The organism is Erwinia sp. S38, from assembly GCF_016624545.1.
Classification (GTDB): domain Bacteria; phylum Pseudomonadota; class Gammaproteobacteria; order Enterobacterales; family Enterobacteriaceae; genus Erwinia; species Erwinia coffeiphila.
On sequence record NZ_JACVTS010000093.1, the window covers coordinates 1 to 262 of the forward strand.

At 44.3% G+C, this 262-nt stretch carries 1 tRNA gene; it reads right to left on the minus strand.

Annotated elements, in window-relative coordinates:
- Positions 1-105 precede the first annotated feature (105 nt).
- Positions 106-181: transfer RNA gene (locus IBT46_RS27125), tRNA-Glu, on the minus strand.
- Between the last annotated feature and the right edge of the window lie 81 nt (positions 182-262).

Below are 262 nucleotides of genomic sequence, written 5' to 3' on the forward strand. Positions count from 1 at the left end.
ATTTTTCAGCTTGTTCCGGATTGTTAAAGAGCAAATATCTCAAACGTGACTTTAAAAGTCAGTTTTGAGATATAGTTGATAACGTCTTTCACTTCGTTATCAGTATGGCGTCCCCAAGGGGATTCGAACCCCTGTTACAGCCGTGAAAGGGCAGTGTCCTGGGCCTCTAGACGATGGGGACTCTGGTACAGGTATTGCTTTTGCTCGTTACTTCTATCAGACAATCTGTGTGAGCACTACGCGGGAAAGTATCTTCAGGTAA